Annotated in this window: 21 protein-coding genes; 6 read left to right on the top strand and 15 right to left on the bottom strand. The window is 70.5% G+C overall.

Annotated features, from left to right (window positions below):
* Positions 1-134 precede the first annotated feature (134 nt).
* The 6 genes from prpE to I596_RS03275 form a co-directional block, all read right to left on the bottom strand.
* Positions 135-2030: a propionate--CoA ligase gene (gene prpE, locus I596_RS03300; protein ID WP_067644159.1), complete on the bottom strand. Its 1896-nt coding sequence runs from the start codon at positions 2028-2030 to the stop codon at positions 135-137.
* A 471-nt stretch (positions 2031-2501) separates the two neighbouring features.
* Positions 2502-2957 (bottom strand): met regulon transcriptional regulator MetJ, encoded by a 456-nt coding sequence (gene metJ, locus I596_RS19165; RefSeq protein ID WP_083965338.1) that lies wholly within the window; start codon positions 2955-2957, stop codon positions 2502-2504.
* Positions 2958-3351: 394 nt separating this feature from the next.
* A complete protein-coding gene (gcvPA, locus tag I596_RS03290; RefSeq protein ID WP_067644153.1) occupies positions 3352-4716 on the bottom strand; it encodes an aminomethyl-transferring glycine dehydrogenase subunit GcvPA in 1365 nt (454 codons plus the stop codon).
* Between the two features lie 110 nt (positions 4717-4826).
* Positions 4827-5222 carry a glycine cleavage system protein GcvH gene (gene gcvH / locus I596_RS03285; protein ID WP_067644150.1) on the bottom strand — a complete coding sequence of 132 codons (396 nt, stop codon included), beginning with the start codon at positions 5220-5222 and terminating at the stop codon, positions 4827-4829.
* A 112-nt stretch (positions 5223-5334) separates the two neighbouring features.
* Positions 5335-6423, bottom strand: coding sequence for a glycine cleavage system aminomethyltransferase GcvT (gcvT, locus tag I596_RS03280; protein ID WP_067644147.1), 1089 nt, complete (start codon positions 6421-6423; stop codon positions 5335-5337).
* A gap of 103 nt (positions 6424-6526) precedes the next feature.
* Positions 6527-7564, bottom strand: coding sequence for a type IV pilus twitching motility protein PilT (locus tag I596_RS03275; RefSeq protein WP_067644144.1), 1038 nt, complete (start codon positions 7562-7564; stop codon positions 6527-6529).
* A 176-nt stretch (positions 7565-7740) separates the two neighbouring features.
* Between I596_RS03275 and I596_RS03270 the strand changes: the two genes are divergently transcribed.
* The 4 genes from I596_RS03270 (at position 7741) to I596_RS03255 (ending at position 10371) form a co-directional block, all read left to right on the top strand.
* Positions 7741-8421, top strand: coding sequence for a YggS family pyridoxal phosphate-dependent enzyme (locus I596_RS03270; protein ID WP_223303907.1), 681 nt, complete (start codon positions 7741-7743; stop codon positions 8419-8421).
* Positions 8422-8514: 93 nt separating this feature from the next.
* On the top strand, positions 8515-9339 hold the full coding sequence (gene proC / locus I596_RS03265) for a pyrroline-5-carboxylate reductase (RefSeq protein ID WP_067644142.1): 825 nt from the start codon (positions 8515-8517) through the stop codon (positions 9337-9339).
* A gap of 14 nt (positions 9340-9353) precedes the next feature.
* Positions 9354-9932 carry a YggT family protein gene (locus I596_RS03260; protein WP_067644139.1) on the top strand — a complete coding sequence of 193 codons (579 nt, stop codon included), beginning with the start codon at positions 9354-9356 and terminating at the stop codon, positions 9930-9932.
* 4 nt (positions 9933-9936) lie between these two features.
* Positions 9937-10371: a DUF4426 domain-containing protein gene (locus tag I596_RS03255; protein WP_067644136.1), complete on the top strand. Its 435-nt coding sequence runs from the start codon at positions 9937-9939 to the stop codon at positions 10369-10371.
* Positions 10372-10412: 41 nt separating this feature from the next.
* Here I596_RS03255 and I596_RS03250 read toward each other — a convergent pair whose 3' ends face one another.
* The 3 genes from I596_RS03250 to pdxH all read right to left on the bottom strand — a co-directional run bounded on the left by I596_RS03250 (position 10413) and on the right by pdxH (position 13239).
* Complete coding sequence (locus I596_RS03250; RefSeq protein WP_067644133.1) at positions 10413-11747, bottom strand: 2OG-Fe(II) oxygenase; 1335 nt, start codon at positions 11745-11747, stop codon at positions 10413-10415.
* A gap of 62 nt (positions 11748-11809) precedes the next feature.
* Positions 11810-12616 carry a cobalamin-binding protein gene (locus tag I596_RS03245; RefSeq protein WP_067644130.1) on the bottom strand — a complete coding sequence of 269 codons (807 nt, stop codon included), beginning with the start codon at positions 12614-12616 and terminating at the stop codon, positions 11810-11812.
* The gene (pdxH, locus tag I596_RS03240) at positions 12616-13239 is read right to left on the bottom strand and encodes a pyridoxamine 5'-phosphate oxidase (protein WP_083965336.1); all 624 of its coding nucleotides are present in this window, start codon (positions 13237-13239) and stop codon (positions 12616-12618) included. Before pdxH ends, I596_RS03245 begins: the two co-directional genes overlap by 1 nt.
* Between pdxH and I596_RS03235 the strand changes: the two genes are divergently transcribed.
* Positions 13238-14065 (top strand): kinase, encoded by an 828-nt coding sequence (locus tag I596_RS03235; RefSeq protein WP_067644127.1) that lies wholly within the window; start codon positions 13238-13240, stop codon positions 14063-14065. The two genes, pdxH and I596_RS03235, sit on opposite strands and share 2 nt — an antisense overlap.
* Before the next feature lie 14 nt (positions 14066-14079).
* On the opposite strand, the gene I596_RS03230 is transcribed toward I596_RS03235, so the two are convergent.
* The 6 genes from I596_RS03230 to hslV all read right to left on the bottom strand — a co-directional run bounded on the left by I596_RS03230 (position 14080) and on the right by hslV (position 20767).
* Positions 14080-15615, bottom strand: a complete 1536-nt coding sequence (locus I596_RS03230) for a hybrid sensor histidine kinase/response regulator (RefSeq protein ID WP_067644124.1) — start codon at positions 15613-15615, stop codon at positions 14080-14082.
* Entirely contained in the window at positions 15612-16115 is a 504-nt protein-coding gene (locus I596_RS03225; protein ID WP_067644121.1) for a Rab family GTPase, read from the bottom strand. The genes I596_RS03230 and I596_RS03225 overlap by 4 nt, the downstream gene beginning before the upstream one ends.
* Positions 16112-17815 carry a hypothetical protein gene (locus tag I596_RS03220; protein WP_067644118.1) on the bottom strand — a complete coding sequence of 568 codons (1704 nt, stop codon included), beginning with the start codon at positions 17813-17815 and terminating at the stop codon, positions 16112-16114. Before I596_RS03220 ends, I596_RS03225 begins: the two co-directional genes overlap by 4 nt.
* 18 nt (positions 17816-17833) lie before the next feature.
* Positions 17834-18376 carry a hypothetical protein gene (locus I596_RS03215; protein ID WP_067644115.1) on the bottom strand — a complete coding sequence of 181 codons (543 nt, stop codon included), beginning with the start codon at positions 18374-18376 and terminating at the stop codon, positions 17834-17836.
* 429 nt (positions 18377-18805) lie between these two features.
* Positions 18806-20143 carry an ATP-dependent protease ATPase subunit HslU gene (gene hslU / locus I596_RS03210; RefSeq protein WP_067644112.1) on the bottom strand — a complete coding sequence of 446 codons (1338 nt, stop codon included), beginning with the start codon at positions 20141-20143 and terminating at the stop codon, positions 18806-18808.
* 90 nt (positions 20144-20233) lie between these two features.
* Positions 20234-20767, bottom strand: coding sequence for an ATP-dependent protease subunit HslV (gene hslV / locus I596_RS03205; protein ID WP_067644109.1), 534 nt, complete (start codon positions 20765-20767; stop codon positions 20234-20236).
* Between the two features lie 276 nt (positions 20768-21043).
* On the opposite strand from hslV, the gene I596_RS03200 reads away from it, so the two are divergent.
* A complete protein-coding gene (locus I596_RS03200; protein WP_223303906.1) occupies positions 21044-21337 on the top strand; it encodes a hypothetical protein in 294 nt (97 codons plus the stop codon).
* The last annotated feature ends 140 nt before the right edge of the window (positions 21338-21477 follow it).

Below are 21477 nucleotides of genomic sequence, written 5' to 3'. Positions count from 1 at the left end.
GTGCAGCGGCACCGCTCCGGCCGCATTGCCCACCTTGCCCGCCTTGCCCTGGGCACCACCCAAGGCAGCGACGGGCGCCTTGCCGGAATGGCGCGGCGGCTCAACGCAGCTCACCTCAACGTCCACAACACGCGCTAGGCACCGCCGCTTGGTCCGCGCTCGAGTGCACGGCGGCACTCGTCGAGCGCGCCGGGATCGTCCAGCGTGGACAGGTCACCCGGATCGCGATCCTCGGCCAGCGCCTGCAGCGACCGCCGCAGCAGCTTGCCGGAGCGGGTCTTGGGCAAGGCGTTGACGACGTAGACCCGCGCCGGTCGCGCCACGCCGCCGAGCTGGTCGACGACGCACTGGAGCATCCCGCTGGCCGCGCTCTCCGGCGTATCGGCCGTCGCCTGCCTGAGCGTGGCGAAGACGACCGGCACCTGGCCCTTGAGCGCGTCGTGCACGCCGACGACAGCCGCCTCGGCGACGCTCGGATGCGTCGCGACCGACTCCTCGATCTCGCGCGTGCCGAGCCGGTGGCCGGCCACGTTGATGACGTCGTCGGTGCGGCCGAGGATGAAGGTGTAGCCGTCCTCGTCGCGGACGGCCCAGTCGAGCGAGCTGTAGAGCAGTTCCTTGAAGTGGCTGAAGTAGCTGCTCAGGAAGCGCTGGTCGTCGTTCCAGACCGTGGTCATGCAGCCGGGCGGCAGCGGCGGCTCGATCACCAGCACGCCCTTCTGGCCGGCTGCCGCATCGGCGCCGGTGACCTCGTCGATGACGCGCAGCTTGTAGCCGAGATTCGGCAGGCCCGGCGATCCGAACTTGACGGGCTTGAGGTCCAGCCCCGGCAGCAGCGTCAGCACCGGCCAACCGGTTTCGGTCTGCCAGTAGTTGTCGATGATCGGCTTGCCGAGCCCGTCGCTGATCCACTGCGCGGTCGGCTCGTCGAGCGGCTCGCCCGCCAGGAACAGCCACTTCAGCGCGGTCAGGTCGTGCTTCTTCAGCCACGCCCCATCCTGCTTCTTCAGCACGCGGATGCCGGTCGGCGACGAGAACATCGTGCGCACGCCGTAGTCGGCACACAGCTTCCACCAGATGCCCGGATCCGGATTCGTCGGCAGCCCCTCGTAGAGCAGCGAGGTGGCGCCGACGATCAGCGGGCCGTAGACGTTGTACGAATGCCCCACCGCCCAGCCGACGTCCGAGGTGGAAAACATGACCTGGCCGGGACCGACGTCGTAGACGGCGCGCATCGACAGCGCCATCGCCACCGCGTAGCCGCCGACGTCGCGTTGCACGCCCTTGGGCTTTCCTGTCGTGCCGGAAGTGTAGAGCAGGTAGCTCGGCTCGTTCGACTCGAGCCACTCGACCGGAACCTCCGCGTCCTCGTACCGTGCGCGCAGCGGCGCGTAGTCGACGTCGCGCCCCTGCACCCATGCCGGGTCCGGATCGAGCCCGCGGCTGACGATCAGCACGTGCGGCGGGGGCGATACGGCCGCCGCCAGCGCCTGGTCGACCAGCGGCTTGTACGGGATCACGCGACCGCCGCGCATGCCCGCATCGGCGGCGATCAGCAGCTTCGGCTTGGCATCGTCGATCCTCAGCGCGAGGTTGTGCGCGGCGAAGCCGCCGAACACGACCGAGTGCACCGCGCCGATGCGCGCGCAGGCGAGCATCGCGAACACGGCCTCGGCCATGTTCGGCATGTAGACGACGACGCGATCGCCCCGGCCGACACCGAGCGACTTCAGTGCCGCGGCGAAGGTGTTCACTTCCCGATGCAGCTGGCGGTAGCTGATCTTGCGGGTCGTGCCCGTTTCGGACGACACGGCGACCAGGGCGAGCTGGTCGCCGCGCGCGGCAAGGTGGCGATCGACCGCGTTGTGGCACAGGTTGGTCAGCCCTCCCGCAAACCAGCGCCGGAACGGCGGATCGGTGTATTCCAGTATCCGCTGCGGCGGCACGTGCCAGTCGATGGCGCGTGCCTGCTCGGCCCAGAAGCCCTCCGGATCCTCGATCGACTGGCGGTAGACATCCTCGTAGCGCATGACCGGCTCCCGTATCGGCGACTGCCGTGAAGACTAGGGCAAGACCCCGTGGGCAGCGGTTGGACTTTGGTCGAACACGCGCAGCCGATGCCCGACCGGTAGCGCGTGGCGGATGCATCGCCGCCGCCCGCGGAACGTGGAGCACGCCCGGCACGAACGCGAGTACGGAGCAGATCCGGCCCCTGCGGCGAAGCGGCCGATGCGCTTCGGGCCGGGAGCCGCATGGAACGCACGTGCCGGCGTACCGGATGGGCAGCGTGCGCCGGCAGGACGTGGGCGGATCGAGGGAGTGGAACAGAGGAGTGGCGGCGATGCCGCCCGGCGCGCTTCCGAAATGCTCCCCCTGCGCTGGGCAACCGCAGGGAGAGTAATTTCGGTGGGCTCTTTCTTACAGCCTTATGCGACTTCAGCGGCGATCCGCGAGGGTTGTCGCCGCGTCTTGCAGGTACTTCTGGAAACGAACAGGTCCGCTTACTTCTTCGCGGCCTTCTTGACCGCTGCCTTCTTCACGGCGGTCTTCTTGGCGGTCTTCTTCGCGGCCGGCTTCTTGGCGGCTGCGGTCTTCTTCACGGTGGCCGACTTGGCCTTGGCTACGGTCTTCTTGGCCGCCTTCTTGACCGCGGTCTTCTTCGCAGCGGCCTTCTTGGCGGGTTTCTTTACGGCTTTCTTTACGGCTTTCTTTGCAGTTGCCATATCGCGTCTTAGCTCCTCGTCAGTTGGCAGTTTTTGCCCAGTAAAAGCGTGAAGGAATGCTTCGCACAGCAGATCGCTGTTGGTGGCGTGGCGCAGGTTCTTGACCTGGCGGCGAGTCCGCTCGTCGGACAGAAGCTGAAGAATGTGGAGCGGGATCGACACCGTGATTTTTTTTACCGACCCCGACTTGAGGCCGTGAAGGACATAGGGGTCGACGAACCGGGATGCAGCCATGATTCCTTAAATCATCGTTGTCACCGGCGCAGAAATTATTCCTGTCTTGCAGTCGTGTCAACAGATTTTTTATGCGAAACAAGGGCTTCGGAATACCCCGAAAATGGGCGCCGAACCACCCTCCGGAATGCCTCGGGCACCCAAATGGAGTCCACGGACATATGGACGTCCATACGTCTATACGTCTCATGCGCGCGACAGCCGTGTGACGTCGTTTAGGGCAAAAACACCGGGAAATACGCGATTTTCGTGCGGCTGCGCGACGCATGCGCCTGCGTCGCTTCGCTCACGCGAATGCCTCGGTACGACGTCGTTGGACGACCCCTGGCCTGGCGGCCAGGGGTGCCGAGAGCTTGACTGCCGTCTGAACGGAAAGGCCGCAATCGGGTCGCGATTACCCCAACGCGGCGGCCAACGCCCCGGCGAAACGCTCGATGTCGGCCTCGTTCTTGGTCTCGGTCGCGCAGACCAGCAGCGCTTCGCCGAGCTCCGGATAGTCCTCGTCGAGCGCAAATCCGGCGACGATGTGATCGCCCGCGAGGCGATCGACGACGCCGGCGACCGGCCGCGGCAGGCGCAGCGCGACCTCGTGGAACACCGGCCGATCGAACAGCACCTGGACGCCTTCGATCGCACTCAGCCGGTCGCGCAATGCGCGCGTGTTGTTCATGCTCGCGCAGGCGACGCGGCGCAGACCTTCCGGTCCGAGCAACGACAGGTAGATCGTCGCCGCGGTGACCAGCAGGCCCTGGTTGGTGCAGATGTTCGACGTGGCCTTGGCGCGGCGGATGTGCTGCTCGCGCGCCTGCAGCGTCAGCGCGAAGCCTTCCTTGCCGTCCAGATCGGTCGTGCGGCCGACGATGCGGCCCGGCATCTGCCGCACCAGGTCCTGGCGGCAGGCGAGAATCCCGAAATACGGACCGCCCGACGACAGCGGCACGCCCAGCGGCTGGCCGTCGCCACAGACGATGTCGGCACCGTCCGCACCCCATTCACGCGGCGGCTTGAGCACCGCCAGCGACATCGGGTTGACCACCGCGATCACCAGCGCGCCGCGGGCATGCGCCCAGTCGGTCAGCGCGTCGACGTCCTCGAGCGCGCCGAAGAAGTTCGGCTGCGGGATCACCAGCGCGGTGAACGCTCCGAAGTCCTGGGCGGCCAGCCAGGCCGGATCGACGCCGCCGGCGCTGGCGCCGTCGCGGCTGTAGTCGAACTCCACGACTTCGATGTCCTGCAGCTCGACGATCGTCCTGAGCGTCTTGCGATACGCCGGGTGCACGGTGCGCGGCACCAGGATCCGGCGCGGTCCCTTGCGGGCGCAGCGCTCGGCCATCAGCGCCGCCTCGGCCAGCGCGGTCGCGCCGTCGTACAGCGAGGCGTTGCTGACGTCCATGCCGGTCAGCCGCGTCAGCATCGTCTGGTATTCGTAGATCAGCTGCAGCGTGCCCTGGCTGGCCTCGGCCTGGTACGGCGTATAGGCCGAGTAGAACTCGCCGCGCGAGACGATCTGCCAGACCGCCGCCGGGATGTGATGCTCGTAGGCACCGGCGCCGGCGAAGCACAGCGGCGTGCCGTCCTGCGCGGCGCGCTCCTTCATCAGGCGCACCACGTCCATCTCGCTCAGGCCGTCCGGCACCCGCTCCAGCGACGCGATCTTGAGCGACGCCGGAATCTCGTCGAACAGGTCCTCGATGCTGGCGACACCAATCGCCTGGAGCATCGACCGGACATCGGCTTCGGAGTGGGGAATGAACGGCATGATGGAATTCTCGATCTAGGCCGGAAGGCCGCAAGGGGATTTCGATGAGGCCTCGAACGGAAACGGCCCGCGCCGGGCGCGGGCCGCTCGGGGAGGCCGATGGCGCGGAATCAATGTTCTTCGTTCTCGACCAGTTCGGCGTAGGCGTCGGGATCGAGCAGCTCCTGCAGCTCGTCGCGGCTGCTCAGCTTGACCACGAACAGCCAGCCGTCGCCGTAGGCGTCCTCGTTGATCGTCTCGGGCTTGTCGGCAAGCGACTCGTTGATCGCGACGATCTCGCCGCTCACCGGCGTATAGACGTCCGAAGCCGCCTTGACCGACTCGACCACCGCGCAGGCATTGCCGGCCTGCACCTCGTCGCCGACGCTGGGCAGCTCGACGTAGACCAGGTCGCCGAGCAGGCCCTGGGCATGGTCGGAAATGCCGACCGTCACCGTACCGTTGTCCTCGACACGGGCCCACTCGTGGGACTTCATGAACTTCAGATCGCCGGGGATCTCTTGCATGGCTCGAATCCTGGGGTTGGGCTGCGGGCGCATTCTACCAGCGGCCCGCAGCGAAGCTGTATAGGGAACGAGCGCCGCCTGCGGCGCCCGGAAAACACGCTCTTCGCAGCGGTCAGACGCCCTCGGCGGCCTTGCCGTCGCGGACGAACGGATACTTGACGACGCGCACCGGCACCAGGCGGCCGCGGATGTCCACCTGCACGCCCTCGCTGCCGGCGCCGGCCGGCACGCGCGCGAACGCGATCGCCTTGCCGAGCGTCGGCGAGAACGTGCCCGAAAGGATCTCGCCGTCGCCGGCCGTGGTGGCCACGCGCTGGCCGTGGCGCAGCACGCCCTTCTCGTCCATCACCAGCCCGATCAGCACGCGCGGAACACCGGCGGCCTTCTGCGCCTCGAGCGCGCCGCGGCCGATGAAGTCGCGTCCCTCGTCGAGCGCGACGGTCCAGGCCAGCCCGGCCTCGAACGGCGAGACGCTCTCGTCCATGTCCTGGCCGTACAGGTTCATGCCGGCCTCCAGCCGCAGCGTGTCGCGCGCGCCGAGGCCGGCCGGCCGCACGCCGGCGGCGAGCAGCCGGTTCCACAGGTCGACCGCCCGGTCCGCCGGCACGATGATCTCGAAGCCGTCCTCGCCGGTGTAGCCGGTGCGGGCGATGAACAGGTCGTCGCCCTCGCAGGCGACGAACTTGCCGATCTTGGCGGCCTTCGCGCGGGTCGCCTCCGACAGCAGCCCGAGCGTCTTCTCGCGCGCGTTCGGGCCCTGTACGGCGATCATCGCCAGGTCCTTGCGCTCGGTGACGGCGACGTCGAAGGCGGCCGCCTGCCGTCCGATCCAGGCCAGGTCCTTGTCGCGCGTGGCGGCGTTGACGACGACGCGGAACCAGCTTTCGTCGAGGTAGTAGACGATCAGGTCGTCGATGACGCCGCCGCGCTCGTCGAGCATGCAGGTATAGAGCGCCTTGCCCGACACCTTGAGCTTGTCGACGCTGTTGGCGACCAGGTGGCGCAGGAACTCGCGCACGCGCGCGCCGCGCAGGTCCACCACCGTCATGTGCGAGACGTCGAACATGCCGGCGTCGCCGCGCACCGCATGGTGCTCCTCGATCTGCGAACCGTAGTTCAGCGGCATGTCCCAGCCGCCGAAGTCGACCATCTTGGCGCCGAGCGCGCGATGGGTTGCGTTGAGGATCGTCTGCTGGGTCATCGCCGCGTCCGGGAAAAGAAGGCGCGCATTATCGGCGCCACGGCGGCTGCGGCCAAGGGCCTGCGCGACAACGGCGCCGTGCCGGCGGCGCCGGGGGCGTCGGCTACTTGAAGATTTCCTTGTTCTTGGCGTACGCGATCGCCTGCTGGCGGGTCACCAGGCCGCGCCGGACCAGGTCCTGCAGGCACTGGTCGAGCGTCTGCATGCCGTGCTGCTGGCCGGTCTGGATCGCCGAGTACATCTGGGCGACCTTGTCCTCGCGGATCAGGTTGCGGATGGCCGGTATGCCGACCATGATCTCGTGCGCCGCGATGCGTCCGCCGCCGACCTTCTTCAGCAGCGTCTGGGAGATCACCGCGCGCAGGCTCTCCGACAGCATCGAGCGCACCATCGGCTTCTCGCCGGCCGGGAACACGTCGATGATGCGGTCGATCGTCTTCGCCGCGGAGCTGGTGTGCAGCGTCGCGAACACCAGGTGGCCGGTCTCCGCCGCGGTCAGCGCCAGGCGGATCGTCTCCAGGTCGCGCAGCTCGCCGACCAGGATGTAGTCCGGGTCCTCGCGCAGCGCCGAGCGCAGCGCCTCGTTGAAGCCGTGGGTGTCGCGGTGCACCTCGCGCTGGTTGATCAGGCACTTCTGCGAGGTGTGGACGAACTCGATCGGGTCCTCGACGCTGAGGATGTGCGCGTATTCGTTCTTGTTGACGTGGTCGACCATCGCCGCCAGCGTGGTCGACTTGCCCGAGCCGGTGGGCCCGGTGACCAGGATCAGGCCCTGCGGCTGCTCGATCAGCTCCTTGAAGACCTTCGGGCAGCCCAGGTCCTCCAGCGTCAGGACTTCCGAGGGAATCGTACGGAACACCGCACCCGAGCCGCGGTTCTGGTTGAATGCGTTGACGCGGAAGCGCGCCAGGCCGGGGATCTCGAACGAGAAGTCGACCTCGAGGAATTCCTCGTAGTCGCGGCGCTGCTTGTCCGACATGATGTCGTAGATCAGGCCGTGGATCTGCTTGTGGTCCAGCGCCGGGATGTTGATGCGGCGGACATCGCCGTCGACCCGGATCATCGGCGGCAGGCCGGCCGAAAGATGCAGGTCCGACGCCTTGTTCTTGACCGAGAATGCCAGCAGTTCCGCGATGTCCATCGAACACTCCCCCGCACGGTACGGCAATCGTGGTTGCCGGGCCGCGGCAGTATAGAGCGTGTCACGAGGTTTGAAATGAGATGCGCTGCGCCCCTTGGCCGCCGCTGCGGCGGTGCCTTCCGCGCCCTTCGCACGCCGGCCAGCGGCGCCGGTCCGCGCCCTCGGGACGCCCGCCCGTGACGCACGGCCAAACCGCCCATGCCTCGATCCTGCGGCGCATCGACGAGGCCGCCACGGCGGCCGGCCGGCCCGGCGGCGCACGCCTGCTCGCCGTGACCAAGGGCCAGCCGGCCGCGGCGATCCGCGTGCTGGCGGGCGCCGGCCAGCGTGCCTTCGGCGAGAACTACGTGCAGGAAGCCCTGGCCAAGCAGGCGGTACTCGCCGACCTCGACCTCGAATGGCACCTGATCGGCGCGCTGCAGTCGAACAAGTGCCGCGAAGCGGCCGAGCGCTTCGACTGGCTGCAGACCCTCGATCGCGCCAGGCTGGTCGAGCCGCTGGCGCACTACCGGCCGCCCGGACGGCCACCGCTGAACGTGCTGATCCAGGTCGACATCGACGCCGAGGCCAGCAAGTCGGGCTGCCGGCCCGACGAGGTCGGCGCGCTGGCGCAGGCCGTCGCCGCGCAGCCGCGCCTGCGCCTGCGCGGACTGATGGCGATCCCGGCGCCGTGGCCGGATGCCGGACGGCGCCACGCGGCGTTCGCACGCATGCGGACCTTGTTCGTGCAGCTGCGGCAGGACCACCCCGGCGCCGATACGCTCTCGCTCGGCATGTCCGGCGACTTCGAGCAGGCGATCGGCGAAGGCGCGACGCTGGTGCGCATCGGCACGGCGCTGTTCGGCGCACGGCGGTGAGGCCGCCGGCGGGCCGCGCGAACGGCGCGTAGGACCACGGGAAACGGTGCGGACTTGCTATCCTTGCGCTCCGCAACGACCGGTAGCTCCCGCATGTCCCACACCGACCCGGCCGTCGCCTTCGTCGGCGGCGGCAACATGGCGCACAGCCTGATCGGGGCGATGACCCGCACCGGCACGGCCCCGGCCCGGATCCAGGTGGCCGAGCCCGATGCCGCCCGGCGCGCGCAGCTTGCGCGCGACTTCGGCGTCGCCGTGCATGCCGAGGCCGTCGACGCCGTCGCCGGTGCCGACCTGGTGGTGCTCGCGGTCAAGCCCCAGGTGCTCGGCGCCGTCTGTGCCGCGCTCGGTCCGAGGATCGCCGCACGCCGGCCGCTGCTGGTCTCGATCGCCGCCGGCGTCCGCATCGACCAGATCGACACCTGGCTCGGCGGCGGCTTCCCGATCGTGCGCGCGATGCCCAATACGCCCGCGCTGATCGGCGCGGGCGCCACCGGCCTGATCGCCAACGCCGCCGCCACGGCGGACCAGCGTGCGCAGGCCGAGGCCCTGCTCACCGCCGCCGGCCGTACCGCCTGGATCGCACGCGAGGACCTGATGGATGCCGTGACCGCGCTGTCGGGCTCGGGGCCGGCCTATTTCTTCCTGCTGGTCGAAGCGCTGGAAGACGCCGCGGTCGCCCACGGGCTGCCGCGCGAGACCGCACGCGCACTGGCGACCCAGACCTGTCTCGGCGCCGGCCGCATGCTGGTCGAGAGCGGCGAGCCGCCGGCCACGCTGCGCGAGCGCGTGACCTCGCCGGGCGGCACCACCCAGGCCGCGCTCGAGGCCTTCGCCGCCGGCGACTTCCGCCGCCTGGTCGGCCAGGCGGTCGAGGCCGCCGTGCAGCGCGGCCGCGCGCTGTCGGCCGCCCATTGAACGGACCTTGACCCATGAGCTACTTCGCCGACGCCGGCCAGATCCTGATCCGCTTCATCTTCGGCGTGCTGATCGCCCTGGTGGTCCTGCGCGTGCTGCTGCAATGGGTCCGCGCGAACTTCTACAACCCGATCTGCCAGTTCCTCTACAAGGCGACCAATCCGGTGCTGATGCCGCTGCGCCGCCTGATCCCGGCCTGGCGCACCATCGACATCGCCGGCATCGCACTGGCCTGGCTGCTGTGTGCGATCAAGCTCGCGCTGCTGTTCGCGCTGGCCGGCATCGCGCCGGCGATCGCGGGCCTGGCCGTCATGGCGCTGGCCGACCTGATCGGTTTCGTGCTGCTGCTGTACCTCGGCCTGATCCTGGTCCGCATCATCCTGAGCTTCTTCGCCGGCAACACCCACCATCCGATCGTGCCGCTGGTCTACCAGCTGACCGATCCGGTGCTGCGCCCGCTGCAGCGCGCGCTGCCGGCGTTCGGCGGCATCGACTTCTCGCCGATGATCGCCTGGCTGCTGATCACGCTGGCCCGCGTCCTGCTCGTGCAGCCGCTGCTCGACCTCGGCTCGCGCCTGGCGCAGGGCGGCTGAGGCCATGACGCGCACGATCGCCCTCGCGGCGTGGCTGTTGGCCCTGCTGCCGGCCGCCGCCACCGCCCAGCAGCACGAAGCCGGCGGCTACACGATCCTCTACAGCGTGCTGCCGGCCGATCGCCTGCATCCGGAGGTCGCACGTCGCTACGGCGTGGAACGCTCCGAGCGGCGTGCGCTGCTGACCGTCATCGTGCGCCGCACGCAGGGCGACGGCAGCGACCCGGCGGTTCCCGCGCGGATCGAGGGCACGGCGCAGAGCCTGCTCGGCGAACCGCTGCCGCTGCGCTTCCGCGAAGTGCGCGGCGAGGACGCGATCGACTACCTCGCCGAAATCCCGTTGCGCCGCCCCGACACCTGGCGCTTCACGCTGCAGGTACGCCCGGAAGGCGGCAGCACCGAGACCGTGCGCTTCCAGCGCGAATTCCCGGCCGACTGACGCCCACGCGGCGTGCGGGTCGACGACCGGCCCGCCGTGGTTCAGTGCACCAGCCGCGCGTCGAGCAGGCGGAATGCCAGCGCGCGCTCGTCGCCCGAGCTGCCGTCGGCGCTCGGCGTCCAGGTGCGCACACTGCGGATCTCCAGCAGCGCCTCGCTGCCGGTCGCCACCTTCAACGGCAGGCGCAGCGTCGTCCTCGCACCGGGCCGCAGCGTGGCCGCGTGCTGTTCCGCGCCCAGGCGGATCGCCAGCTCGGTCCCTTGCGCCAGTTGCGGCGGCGCCCAGACCTCCAGCTCCAGCGCCTTGGCGGCCCGCACCGGTACCAGCGCCGCGCTCAGGTCCGGCCCGACCCAGCCGTCCGGCCACAGCCCGCTGACGCCCCGCGGCTGCGTCGCATAGCCCTGCAGCGGCAGGCGCTGGGCGGCCCGCGCCTCCGCGAGCGCCCGCTCCAGCGCCTGGATCTGCGCGCCGAACTGGCGCTCGCGATCGTAGAGGTAACGCAGTTGCGTGCGCAGGCGGCTGAACCGGCGTCTGGCGTCGCCGACGTCGGCTTCATCGAGCCGGCGCCCGACCTCCCACGTCGCCGGCATCGCGTCGGGCACGTAGATCGTCCCGTGCGGCGGCGCGGTCTCCTCGGCCGGCCGCTCGCGCGTGTACAGGTAGATCGCGAACGATTTTCGCGAGCGCGCCCGTGCCGCCTCGGGCAACCGGATCGCCGAGAAGCCGTGCCAGGAGTGCTCGGTGGTCTCGAACAACGCGCAGGTATTGAACGTCGGTGCGATCCGCACGGCCTGGCCGGAGCCCTCGGCCCACGGATCGGCATGCAGTTCCAGCGCGCCGCCCCACGCCTCGTGCCAGTCGTGATTGAGGTAGACGATCAGGTTGATCCGCCGGTGCCAGCGCGTGCGAGGGTGGTAGTTGAAGTCCACATGCGCATCGAGCCCCTGGCCGTCGCGGTTCTCGTGCGTGCCGCCACCGATGTAGTCCGGATCGTAGAGCAGGTCCGGAATGCCGGTGATGCGCGAGATCAGTCCGAGGAAGGCCTCGGTCTGCAGGAGCGCATCGAGCGCGCGGTAGCTGTCGGACAGGTCGCGCACATCCATGCGCACCGCCTTGCCGCCGACCTTGCCCATCTCGTTGAGGGCATGGCGTGCCTCGAAGTCCGGGAAGTCGGCCAGCAGGCGCTCGCAGAGCGCACGATCGAGGAAATCGGGAATCACCGCATGACGGAACGGCCGCGCCGCCGCAAAGGCCGCCGCCAGCTCGCCGCTGCGCGCCTGGACCCCGGCACCGACCAAAGGCACGTCCGCCTCGATCGTATCGAACCGCCCCGCTTGCGGCGCGCCGAAGCCGCCCCCGTCGTGCCGTGACTTCATGCCATTCGCCCAGCTTGCTGAAAACCTGCGTGGAAAGACCTTCCGGCGCCGTCCAGGTTCCCTCACGCGGCCGGTGCGCCCTCGTCCGCCGCTGCCGCGATCAGCCGGTGCAGGGCGTCGAGGCCGTCGAACAGCGCGGCCGGGCCCGGCTGCAGGATGATCGGCGACTTGATCTCGTGCACGCGGCCGTGACGCACGGCCGGGATCGTGTCCCAGCCCGGCCGGGCTGCCACCTGCTCGGGACGGAAGCGCTTGCCGCACCACGAGCCGATGATGAGATCCGGCGCGCGGCGGATCACCTCGGCCGGGTCGGCCAGGATGCGATCGCGCGCCAGCGACTTCTCGGCGCGCTCGGGGAACACGTCCTCGCCGCCGGCGATGCGGATCAGCTCGGCGACCCAGCGGATGCCGGTGATCGGCGGATCGTCCCATTCCTCGAAGTAGACGCGCGGCCGGCGCGGCAGCTGAGCCGCCGCCCGCCGGACCTGCGCGATGTGTGCTTCGGCACGCGCTGCCAGCGCCTCGGCCGCGGCGGCAGCACCGACCAGGCCGCCGAGCCGGCGGATGTAGTCGACGATCCCCTCGACGCTGCGATGGTTGCTGATCCAGACCTCGACGCCGGCACGGATCAGCGCCTGGGCGATGTCGGCCTGGATGTCGGAGAAACCGATCGCCAGGTCCGGTTCGAGGGCCAGGATCGCATCGATCTTCGCGCTGGTGAACGCCGATACCTTGGGCTTCTCGCGCCGCGCCTGCGGCGGCCGCACGGTGAAGCCGGAAATGCCGACGATGCGGTCCTGCTCGCCGATCGCGTACAGGACCTCGGTCGGTTCCTCGGTCAGGCAGACGATGCGCCGCGGACCGGCCATCACGGATAGAGGTTGCGGCGCGACCAGCGGCCGTCGGCGCCGCGCTCGTAGAGATCCCGGTCGTGCAGGCGGTACTGGGCGCCGAACCAGAACTCGATGCGGTCCGGCACCAGCCGGTAGCCACCCCAGTGCGGCGGCCGCGGGACCGGCATGTCGGCGTAGCGGTGCTCGAGCTCGGCGTAGCGCGCCTCGAAGGTCGCACGGTCCGGCAGCGTCTGCGACTGCAGCGATGCCCAGGCACCCAGCTGGCTGCCGCGCGGCCGGCGCGCGAAGTATGCATCGGACGCCTCCGCCGGCAGCCGCTGCACGCGCCCCTCCACGCGCACCTGCACCTGATCGCGCAGGCGCTTCCAGTGGAAGCACAGCGCCGCCTGGGCATGGGCCGCCAGTTGCTGCGCCTTGGCGCTTTCGTAGTTCGTGAAGAAGCGGAAGCCATCCGCGCCGACACCCTTGAGCAGCACGATGCGCGCCGACAGCCGGCCGTCGGCATCGCAGGTCGCCAGCGTCATCGCGGTGGGCTCCGGCTCACCGGCGGCCTCGGCCTGCGCGAGCAGGTCGGCGAAGCCGGCGATCGCCTGCTGATAGAGTGGATCGTCGTCGGTGCGGGGAAGCGATTCGGTCATGGCGCGAGATGCTAACACCTGGGATGCGGCCTTCGTCGGGGCGCTGCTGGACCGGTTGACGCAGCCGCGCAGGGCCTGGACGGTGGTCGGCCTCAGCGGCCTGCAAGGCAGCGGCAAGAGCACCCTGGCCGCGCAGCTGGCCGCGCTCGCGATGCAGCGGGGCATCGCGGCGCGGGCGCTGGCCCTCGACGATTTCTACTTCGGCCGGCGCGACCGCCATCATCTCGCCGGCGCGGTCCATCCGCTGTTGTGCACCCGCGGCGTGCCCGGCACGCACGACATCGCGCTGCTGCTGCGGACGCTGGCCGCCCTGCGCCGCGCGTCGCCGGCCCATCCGGCCCGGTTGCCGCGCTTCGACAAGGGATCGGACACGCGCCTGCCGCCGTCGCGCTGGGCGGCGGTGACCGCGGCACCGCGGCTGGTCGTGCTCGAAGGCTGGTGCATCGGCGTGCCGCCGCAGGCGCCGGCGGCACTGGCACGGCCGGTCAACGCGCTCGAACGGCGCGAGGACGGCGACGGCCGCTGGCGCCGCCACGTCAACGCGCAGCTCGCCGGCGACTACGCCCGGCTCGCCGCGAGGCTGGACCGGCTGGTGATGCTGCAGGCGCCCGGATGGACCATCGTCGAGCGCTGGCGCACCGAGCAGGAACAGGCCCTGCACCGCCGTGGCGCTCCCCATGCCATGGACCGGGACGCGCTGCGGCGCTTCCTGATGCACTACGAGCGCATCAGCCGGCACGCGCTGGCGGTGCTGCCCGCTTGCGCGGACCTGGTCGTGCCGCTCGACCGCCGGCGGCGTCCCGGCCGGATGATCGAACGGCGGTGAGCCGCCGCCGGCGATCAGCCGGCCTGCTGCAATGCGCGCTGGATCGTGTGGATGAAGCGCGACAGCTCGATCGGCTTGGTCAGGAACAGGCTGGCGCCGGCCTTGAGCGCCGCATCGTGCGATTCGCGCGAGGCGTTGGCCGACAGCGTGACGATGGCGCCGCGGTAGCCTTGCGAACGCAGCCGGAACACCAGCGCATTGCCCGAGGCACCGGGCAGGTGCACGTCGACCAGCAGCACGTCGGGCACGCTCCTGAGCGCAGCCGCCTCGCCGTCGGCCGCCGTGCCGTGCACCTCGACGCGGAACCCCAGGTCCAGCAGCAGCGACTCGAGCAGGTGCGCGATGTCCGGATCGTCGTCGACGACGATCGCGGTCCGCGCGCGCGTCCACAACTCCGCCTGCTCGCGCGGCGCCTCCGCGGTACCGTCGGCCGGCACCTGCTGCGGCAGCACCACGCGGAAGCGGCTGCCCTGGCCGGGTGCCGATTCCAGCTCGATCTCGCCGTTCATCTGCTGGACCAGCCGGCGCACGATCGACAGCCCCAGGCCGGCGCCCTTGCGCCCACCGGGACCGCCGCGGTTGAACGGCTCGAAGATCCGCTCGCGGTACTCGGGCGGGATGCCCGGCCCGCTGTCGCTGACCTCGATCGTCAGGCGATCGTCGGCGAAGGCCAATGCCGCGCCGATGCGGCCGGCCACGGTGTAGCGCACCGCATTGGACAGCAGGTTGATCAGGATCTGGCGGACGCGGACCTCGTCGTAGACCGGCCGGTCCTGCTCGCGCACGCGGATGTCGAAGACCAGGTCCAGCCGCTTGTCGTCGGCGAGCGGCCGGATCATCGCCTCGACGTCGCTGGCCATCGACAGCAGGTCGATCTCCTCCGGATGCAGCAGCGCGGAGGTGGTTTCGCCGCGGCCGTACTCGAGCAGGTTCTCGGCCAGCGTGAACAGGTAGGTGGCGTTGCGCTGGATCGCGCGCAGCGCCTGCATGCCGCCGGCATCGCGGCCGACGATGCGCTCGAGCAGGTGCAGGTAGCCGAAGATCGAGGTCAGCGGCGTGCGGAACTCGTGGCTCAGTGTCGAGATCAGCGCCGACTTCAGTGCGTTGGCCTCTTCCAGCTCGCTGCGCTGGGTCTCCAGGTCCGAGCGGATGCGCTTGAGCAGGCCGATCGCCTTGCTCTTCTCGTGGCCCGCCAGCGTCTCCTCGTTGGCGATCTGCTGCTGCACCTGCTGGCGCGCATGCTCGTCGCTGGCGTCGAGCAGCACGATGTGGAAGCCGGCGCCGTCGGCCAGGCGATGCACGTGCGCGCTGCGGCCGTTCGGCAGCACGATGAACGGCAGCTCGCAGACCGCCTCGTCCGGCATGCCGACGAACAGGTCGACCAGCAGCTCGGCGCTGGCGGCCCGGTCCGCCGCGGCGATGCCGTAGGCTTCCGGCTCGCCGCTGCAGCCGGCGAACCGGCCGTCGCTCCCGTAGCTGAAGACGGCCGGCCGCAGCCGTGCCAGCACGTCCTGCTCCAGGTGGTGCACGACCGGCGTCGGCAGGCTCACTCGGGTATCTCCCGCGCCAGGGTGGCGAACGCCTGGACGACGCCGTCGCCGGTCAGCGCGCTGGTCTCGAAGACCGGCAGGCTGTTGCGCAGCTCGGCGACGGTCAGCGGCTCGACCTCCCAGTGCTCGATCAGGTCCAGCTTGTTGACCATCAGCACCGCGGCGGCGGCGGGCACGACCGTGCGCGCCTGCATCAGCAGGTTCAGTGCCGTGCGCAGGGTCGCGGCGCGGGTGCCGTCGACCACCAGCAGCAGGCCGCTGGCGCCGCGCAGGTAGCTGGCGCCGAGCGTGTCGATGCCGTTGCGGCCGGCCATGTCCCAGACCACCAGCTTGCGCGGTTCGCCGTCGGTCCGCGCGACCTCGCAGGTGTCGACCTTGACGCCGACCGTGGTCAGGTACTTCTCGGAAAAGGTGTTGTGGACGAAGCGCGCAACGAGACTGGTCTTGCCGACGCCGAAGTCGCCGAGCATGCAGATCTTGCGGGCAGAGGAGCGGATCATGGGTGAGACGTAATGTCCAGGTGGAGGAACACGCTGCGCTCGAGCGGACGGTCGCGGAACTGCGGGTCGGCATCGTCGGCGACGCGGATCAGCGCCGCCGGCACGCCGCGCTCGATCAGCGCGTCGCGCAGCCATTCACCGCGCCGGCCGCGCAGGCCGGCATTGGTGCTGTCCGCCCCGGTCGCGTCGTTGCAGCCGACCGCGACCAGATCGATACCGACGCCGGCCGTCGCCGCCTTCTGCCCGATTCCGCGCAGACGCTCGGCCAGCGCATCGACGAACGCCGCCGATTCCGGCGCCGCCGCCTCGCCCCGTTCGAAACGTCCCCGCAGTTCGGGCAGTTCACGGACCAACGCCTCAAGTTCAGCACGGGCGATCGCTTCCGGCCGCTGCGACGCTTCCACAGTGAGACGCAGGTCACGAACTCCGGCGACCAGCGGCGCGCGCAGCCGGGCCTGCTCGACCCAGGCTTCCGGTGCCACGCCGTCGAGCGCGAGCACGCCGTCGGTCACCGCGATCCGGACCGACGGCGGCGGCTGCAGCAGGCGCTGGGCACGGCGCTGCACGATCGCATCGGCCGTGGACAGGTAGCCCTGCACGAGCAGCTGCGGCTGCGCGCCTGCGGCGATCGCCGGCTGCAGCAGCGGCTGCAGCGGGTCGGCGTCCGGATCGAGCAGGCCACGCACCACCAGCCGTGGCCGGTCGCCCGCGTCGATGCCGGTCAGCACGAAGCCGGGGTGGTCGGCCAGGCGCCCGCGCAGCGCCTCCACGCGCGTTTCCCAGCCGCGGTCGCGCAGCATGAACCAGGCCAGCACGCCGACCAGGGCCAGCACGATCAGCAGCAGCGGCCACCACGCGGTCGGCCGGCGGGGTTCCTCGCTGGCGGCGTCGGCGGTCAGGGCCTTGAGGTCGAGATTCTCGGCGGACACCGAGGCGACGAGCGCCGGATCGGCATCGTCCGCGCCCAGGGCCGCGTGGATCCGCTCGAGGCGCTCCTGCAGCCGCGCATGCAGGCCGGTGCCGGGAACGCCACGGATGAAGCACGCCAGGTTCGCGCGCGGCCCCTGGATCAGCCACAGCAGGTGTTCGCCGACCCGGGCCGACTCCAGCGTGTCGCCGCCCTCGCGGCCGACCGAGTCGCTGACGAAGTCGCCGATCGCGGTCAGCATGCCGGCGATCGCGTCGGCATCGAGCGCGGGCAGCGCCGGTGCCGACGCGCGATCGAGTACCAGGCCCGACTCGCGCTCGATCAGGAACAGGTGGTCCACCTGCCAGGCCAGCGTGTGCTTGAGCACCACTTCCGCATACGGCACGCCGCTGCGCCAGGCCTCCACGCGCCAGGCCAGGCCGCGCAGCGTGAAGCTGCTTTCCAGCGCGCGGTTGATGTCGGTCACCAGGCTGCGCATCGCTTCGCCGACCGCCTTGCGGATGGTCGGGCCGATGATCGGGAACAGCGCGTCGATGATCAGGTGGCGGCTGCTGCGCACGGCGGTGCCGAGCGCGCCGGCGACCGGCGCGGCCATCACGCGCGCGAAGCGCTCGCCGTGCGGCCCGTGCTGGACCTCTTCCAGCGCCTGCGGCAGGCGCTCGGCCAGCGTGAGCTGGCGTTGCTCGGCGGCCTCGATGCGGCGGCGTGCTTCGTCCAACGCGCGCCGGTCGCCGTCGAGCAGGATCTGCCGGAGCCGCTCCAGGTCGTTCACGGCGCTGGGCTGCCGGGTTTACTTGCTGCCCGGCAGGTCGAAATGGCCCTTGAGCCGCAGCGCCACTTCGGTCATCAGTGCCGCCAGGTCCTCGCGGCCGACCTTTTCCGCGCGCAGGTCGCCGCTGCTCTTGGCCAGCGCCGTGTCGATCTCGCCGGCCCGGCGTGCCAGCGCGGCTTCGAGTTCGGCCAGGGCCGAGCGCAGGCGCTCGTCGGTGGCCGCCAGCTCGCCCTGCAACGCGTCCATGCCGGCATTGATCTCGCTGCGGGCGGTACGCGCCGCCTGCTGTACGCGCGATTCGAGATCGTCGACCGCGCTGGTGCGGTCCTGGATCTCCTTGCGCAGTTGCTGGGCGAGCTTCTCGAACTGCTCGTCCAAGCGCCGCTCCAGCCGCTTGATCTGCTCGCCCTGCGCTTCCTGGAGACGCGCCATGTCGGTGGCGAGGCGCTGGTCGAGCTCGACGAAGCGACGCTCGTAGTCGCGCATCTGGCCACCGAACAGGATGTCGCGGATCTGGTCGACGTTGCGGTCGGCTTCGGCGGAATTCTTGGTGTCGGACATGACGCTTTTCCCTGACTGGCCGGTGGTCGCTGCGGATTTCGTGCCGGCGCGCGGCGGAGCCGCGGCGGCGTCCTCGATACGAGTGCCGGCGCCCGTGGCGCGCCGGTTGCGTGCGTGCTTTCCCGCTGGTCTGGACATGCGGCAGCCCTTGCGCCTGAACCCGTCGTGCGCCGGCCCCGGCTGCCCGCGCACAGCGCGCATCCTACGCGTCGCCGGGCGATTCGGCCATCCTGTCCGCGTGTCGTCCGTCCCCGGATACACCGTGTCGTTCGCGCGCAGGTTCGGGACGAGCAAGCGCGCTGGCGCGGACGCCGGTCCACGGCCGCGGTGACGCGGCCCGGGGCACGTGCGCCGGCGGCCGTCTCGGGCCGGGCCTGCTGGCGACGGACGACGCGTGCTTGCGCGTGCGAACCGCCGCCGTCCGTTGCGTCAGAGGATGTAGCGCGACAGGTCCTGGTCCTGCACCAGGCCGGCCAGGTGCCGGTCGACGTAGGCCGCGTCGATCACGTAGGTCTGTCCGCTCTTGTCGGCCGCCTCGAACGAGATGTCGTCCAGCAACCGCTCCAGCACCGTGTGCAGGCGGCGCGCGCCGATGTTCTCGGTGCGCTCGTTGACCTCGAAGGCGGTCTCGGCCAGGCGCCCGATGCCGCTGTCGGTGAACTGGACCGTGACGCCCTCGGTGGCCAGCAGCGCCGCGTACTGCTTGGTCAGCGCGTGGTGCGGCTCGCCCAGGATGCGCTTGAAGTCCTCGGCGGTCAGCGCCGCCAGCTCCACGCGGATCGGGAAGCGGCCCTGCAGCTCCGGGATCAGGTCCGACGGCTTGGCCAGCGAGAACGCGCCGGACGCGATGAACAGGATGTGGTCGGTGCGCACGATGCCGTACTTGGTCGACACCGCCGAGCCTTCCACCAGCGGCAGCAGATCGCGCTGCACGCCCTCGCGCGAGACGCCGGCGCCGCTCCATTCGCCGCGCTGGGCGACCTTGTCGATCTCGTCGATGAAGACGATGCCGTTCTGCTCGCAGTTGGTGACCGCCTGCGTCTTGATCTCCTCGTCGTTGACCAGCTTGCCGGCCTCTTCCTCGACCAGCAGCGGCAGCGCGTTCTTGACCGTCAGCTTGCGCTTCTGGCTGCGCTGGCCGGCCAGCGAGGAGAACATCCCGCGCAGCTGGTTGGTCATCTCCTCCATGCCGGGCGGCGCGACGATCTCCAGGCCGACGTTGAGCGCCACGTCGATCTCGATCTCGCGCTCGTCGAGCGCGCCCTCGCGCAGCTGCTTGCGCAGCTTCTGGCGCGTATCGGCGTCGCGGCCGTCGGCCGCGGCCGGCTCGTTGGCGAAGCCCACGCCCTGACGGCGCGGCAGCAGCGCGTCGAGCACGCGATCCTCGGCCCGGTCCTCGGCCTGCGAGCGCACGCGCGCCTTGGCCTGCTCGCGCGCCATCTTGAACGCCGCATCGGCCAGGTCGCGCACGATCTGCTCGACGTCCTTGCCGACGTAGCCGACCTCGGTGAACTTGGTCGCCTCGACCTTGATGAACGGCGCGTTGGCCAGGCCCGCCAGGCGCCGGGCGATCTCGGTCTTGCCGACGCCGGTCGGCCCGATCATCAGGATGTTCTTCGGCGTCACCTCGTCGCGCAGCGGCGCTTCGAGCTGCATGCGTCGCCAGCGGTTGCGCAAGGCGATGGCCACGGCGCGCTTGGCCGCCTGCTGGCCGATGATGTAGCGGTCGAGTTCGTTGACGATTTCGCGGGGAGTCAGTTCGGACATGGGCTCTGGAAGACGCACGCTAACGGTGGAAGGGGCTCGCCGGCGGATCGCGGCGGATGGGGCGGGGCGGGCAGGACCGGCGGTCGGCGCCTACAGCTCCTCGACCGTCACGTTGTGGTTGGTGTAGATGCAGATGTCGCCGGCGATCTTCAACGCCTGCTCGACCACGCCGCGCGCGTCCAGGTCGGTGTTCTCCAGCAGCGCCCGCGCGGCGGCCTGCGCGTACGGGCCGCCGGAGCCGATCGCGATCAGGCCGTGCTCGGGCTCGACCACGTCGCCGTTGCCCGACAGCAGCAGGGATACGTCCTTGTCGGCCACCGCCAGCATCGCCTCCAGCCGGCCCAGGCGGCGATCGGTGCGCCAGTCCTTGGTCAGCTCGACGGCGGCGCGGGTCAGGTTGCCGCCGAAGCGCTCGAGCTTCTGCTCGAACAGCTCGAACAACGTGAAGGCGTCGGCGGTGGCGCCGGCGAAGCCGGCCAGCACGTCGCCCTTGCCGAGCCGGCGGATCTTGCGGGCGTTGGCCTTCATGACCGTATGGCCGAGCGTGACCTGGCCGTCGCCGCCGATGACGACGCGACCGTTGCGGCGGACCGAAACGATGGTAGTGGCGTGGAACGATTCCATGGGCTTTCCCGAGAAAACGCGAACCGTCCACGTGGGGGCCCCCACGGGGTTTCCAATAGGGATGCGCCGCGCAGACCGCTGCGGCCGGCCGCCCAGCGCGTTCAGGCGTTTCCCGCTACGGTGACACCTTTCCCGTTTCGAACAGGGTCCGCTATGCTCCCCCGATCGCTCCCGCCGTTCGCCGTCCTCGCCGCTGTGGCACTGATCGCCGGATGCCGCGACGCGGCACCGCCGTCCCGCGTGCCGGACCCACCCCCCGCCGCCGGAACGGCACCGGTGACCTCCGCGACGGTCGCCGCCTGGACCGGCCAATGGACCGGGCCGGAAGGCACCTTCCTGCGCATCGAGCCGGCACCCGACGGGGCGGACCGGTACACCATCACGATCCGTGATCTCGACCAGGCGCGGACCTATGCCGGCCGCGCGGCCGATGCCGAGCTGCACTTCCTGCGCGACGGCACCGAGGCGACGATCCGCGCCAGCGACGGCGCCGGCACCGGCATGAAATGGCTGGCCGACAAGCGCGACTGCCTGGTCATCCGTACCGGCGAGGGCTATTGCCGCGATTGAGTGGCGCGGTGCGCGCCGGTCACGTAACGGCGTGATGCCGCCAGACTGCCGGGGCACCACCCGCTGGCGCAGTCCCGGGCTGGACCGCTCACGTGCCGGCAGCGCCGGCCTCTGATCCGCGCCCCGGCGACGCGGCCTTG

The organism is Dokdonella koreensis DS-123 (assembly GCF_001632775.1).
GTDB lineage: Bacteria > Pseudomonadota > Gammaproteobacteria > Xanthomonadales > Rhodanobacteraceae > Dokdonella > Dokdonella koreensis.
This window is presented reverse-complemented; position numbering and strand designations above follow the sequence as displayed.